Source organism: Mycobacterium sp. (genome assembly GCF_040398885.1).
Classification (GTDB): Bacteria; Actinomycetota; Actinomycetes; order Mycobacteriales; family Mycobacteriaceae; genus Mycobacterium.
Map to the genome: position 1 here is coordinate 1 of NZ_JBBATF010000244.1, position 3,070 is coordinate 3,070.

A 3,070-nucleotide genomic window follows, 5' to 3' on the forward strand; every position below is an offset into this window, starting at 1 on the left:
GCGCCCCCGGTCGCGGCGCCCCCGGTCGCGGCGCCCCCGGTCGCGGCGCCCCCGGCCGCGGCGCCCCCGGTCGAGTAGTCGCCGCCCAGCAGGATGTTGGCCGGCTTGACGTCGCGGTGCAGCACGTCGCGGCTGTGGGCGAAGTCCAGCGCCCCGGCGACCGCGGTCACGATCCGCACCACGAGTTCGGCGGGAAGTCCGCCACGGTACTTCTCGGTCATCAGACCGTACGCGTCGGCGCCGTCGACGAACTCCATCGAGATCCACAGTCGCCCATCGAATTCGCCGCGGTCGTAGATCGTGACGATGTTGGGGTGGTGCAGCCCCGCCACCATCTCGGCCTCCTGGTTGAACCGCTGCCGGTACTCCGCGTCGTCGCTGACCGCCGGGCCGAGCACCTTCAGCGCGTCGTTGCGGGGCAGCCTGGGATGCGCGGCGAGGTACACCTCACCCATGCCGCCCGCGCCGAGCACGCGCACGATCGTGTAGCCGGCGAACACCTGGCCCTCGGTGAGCGGCATGGCGGAAACCTCGGCGCACCCCTAGGCGGGGAGGGCGGCTTTCAAAGAATTCAGGGCGGCTTCGCTCAACCGTGCCAACTCTTGGGCCTCTTCCAGAGTCAAAGCGGCAGAGAAGATCTCGGCCATCCGGTCGTTGGTTGCGTCCTCCACCTCGGCATAGCGCTGCTTCTTGTCCGAGCCGTCGGCGAACGGTTCCCGCCAGCCGAACATGGCGCAGTACTCCGGCCCGTTGTTGAGCATGTGGGCTTCCACCGGGTGGATGCCGGAGGGCTTGAGCGCCTCGAAATGCACGCCGCCCCGCAGTTCGCGCAACACGAACATCACCTGCAGGGCGCGCGCGGCGGGATCCTCGGCCGGCGGCATCCTTCGCCATCCCGAGTACAGCGGCAGATCGTCGCCGGGGGTGGCGGCGATGACCTTCTCGCCCAACTCGGCGATGCGGGACAAACCGCGGGCCCCGGCGAGGTACCTGCGGCCGAAGTCCGCGGTCTGCTTCCAGTACACCTCGGCGGCCTCGGCCGGGCTGCGGACCGGCGCGCCCTGGTCCCACATGGCGTCGATCAAGTTCGGCTCGAAGATCGCGAAAGCCTCGGCCGCCGACTCGGCGGTCGGGTTGGGCAGCACACCAGCGCGGCCGAGCACGTAACCGGCGATCGGGTTCCCGTATCCCGCCGCAACACTTCCGGCGAGCGTCTCCGGATGCAGCATGAACACCGCGACGGCCTCTCGGATCGGGGCCCCTGCGGCGCGGACAGCCTCTTTCATGCCGGTCACGTCATGATCCTCGCTAGATGGGGATGAGGCCGTGCTTGCGCTGCACCCGCTGGATCTGCTTGTCCCGCAACAAGCGCATGGACTTGCGCAGCAGCAGTCGGGTCTGGTGCGGCTCGATGACGGCGTCGATGAAGCCCCGTTCGGCGGCGACATAGGGAATCGCCATGTTGAGGTTGTAGCCCTCGATGAAGTCCGCGCGGATCTTCTGGACCTCCGGGGCGGTGGGATCCGGGAACCGCTTGACCAGCAACTGTGCGGCGCCCTCGGCGCCGATCACGGCGATCCGCGCGGTGGGCCAGGCGAAGTTGAGGTCGGCGGTCAACTGCTTGGACCCCATCACCGCGTACGCCCCGCCGTAGGACTTGCGGATGGTCAGCGTCACCTTCGGGACGTCGGCCTCCACCACGGCGTAGAGGAACCGGCCGCCGCGTTTGATGATGCCGTTCTTCTCCTGCTCCACGCCCGGCAGGAAGCCGGGGGTGTCGACGACGAAGACCAGTGGGATGTTGAAGGAATCGCAGAACCGGACGAACCTGGCGGCCTTGTCGGACGCCTCGTTGTCGATCGCGCCCGACATGTGCATCGGCTGGTTGGCGACCACGCCGACGGGCCGGCCGTCCACCCGGGCGAACCCGGTGATCATCGCCTGCCCGGCCTGCGCCGCGACGTCGAGGAAATCGCCGTCGTCGAAGATCCGGATCAGGATCTCGTGCATGTCGTAGGCCGTGTTGTCGGCGTCGGGGACGAGGCTGTCCAGTTCCAGATCGTGCGGCGTGATCTCCGGCTCGAGTCCCGGGTTGATCACCGGCGCGTCGTCGAAAGTGTTGGGCGGCAGGAACTCCAGGAATTCGCGGACATACTGGAAGGCGGCCTTCTCGGAGTCCACCACCTGGTGGATGTTGCCGTAGCGGGCCTGGTAGTCGGCCCCGCCCAGTTCGTCGAGGCTGACGTCCTCGCCGGTGACGTCCTTGATGACGTCCGGACCGGTGACGAACATGTAGCCCTGGTCTCGCACCGCGACCACCAGATCGGTCTGGATCGGCGAGTACACCGCGCCACCGGCGCACTTGCCCAGGATGATCGAGATCTGCGGCACCACACCGGACAGCAATTCGTGCCGGCGGCCGAGTTCGGCGTACCAGGCCAACGACGTGACCGCGTCCTGGATCCGGGCACCGCCGGAGTCGTTGATGCCGACGATCGGGCAGCCGACCATGGCCACCCACTCCATCAGCCGGGCCACCTTGCGCCCGAACATCTCCCCCACCGAACCGCCGAAGACGGTCTGGTCGTGGGAGAAGACGCCGACCGGCCGGCCGTTGATGGTGCCGTGACCGGTGACCACGCCGTCGCCGTAGAGGGCATTCGGGTCACCCGGGGTGCGGGCGAACGCGCCGATCTCCATGAAGCTGCCCGGGTCGAGCAGCTCGTGGATGCGGGCTCGGGCGCTCGGGATTCCGCGCTTGTCGCGCTTGGCGGCGGCGGCCTCACCGGCGGGCTCCCTGGCCAGTTCCATCTTCTCGCGCAACTCGGCCAGCAACTCGGCGGTGGACTTGTTCGTCACGGCTTCTCCTGCCGGGCCTGGTCGTTGTGGGCCTGGATGCGGTTGATGGCCTCGCTCATGTGAGCGCCGACCTTCGCAATGTACGGCTCGTCGATGGCCTGGATGTGCTCGCCCCCGATCCGCACCACCTCGAGGTCGGAGACGAATTCGCCCCAGCCGCCGTCGGGCTTGCGGGTGCCGTAGCGCGGCTCGAACATGATCGCGTCGTCGT

At 68.4% G+C, this 3,070-nt stretch carries 4 protein-coding genes; all 4 read right to left on the minus strand.

All coding sequences use genetic code 11. The annotated features are described in order from the left end of the window. A partial coding sequence (locus ADBZ5U_RS15445) for a serine/threonine-protein kinase (RefSeq protein ID WP_526811660.1) occupies positions 1 to 521 on the minus strand: 521 nt, incomplete at its 3' end. Between the two features lie 21 nt (positions 522 to 542). After that, entirely contained in the window at positions 543 to 1,286 is a 744-nt protein-coding gene (locus ADBZ5U_RS15450) for an SCO6745 family protein (protein ID WP_526811664.1), read from the minus strand. A 22-nt stretch (positions 1,287 to 1,308) separates the two neighbouring features. Then, on the minus strand, positions 1,309 to 2,811 hold the full coding sequence (locus ADBZ5U_RS15455) for an acyl-CoA carboxylase subunit beta (protein WP_526811665.1): 1,503 nt from the start codon (positions 2,809 to 2,811) through the stop codon (positions 1,309 to 1,311). A gap of 44 nt (positions 2,812 to 2,855) precedes the next feature. After that, on the minus strand, positions 2,856 to 3,070 hold a 215-nt coding region (locus ADBZ5U_RS15460; protein WP_526811662.1), incomplete at its 5' end, for a hypothetical protein.

Excerpts from the sequence above, each read along its gene's own strand:
- ADBZ5U_RS15450 (WP_526811664.1), bottom strand. The coding sequence starts at position 1,286 with ATGAAAGAGGCTGTCCGCGCCGCAGGGGCCCCGATCCGAGAGGCCGTC.
- ADBZ5U_RS15455 (WP_526811665.1), bottom strand. The coding sequence starts at position 2,811 with ATGGAACTGGCCAGGGAGCCCGCCGGTGAGGCCGCCGCCGCCAAGCGC.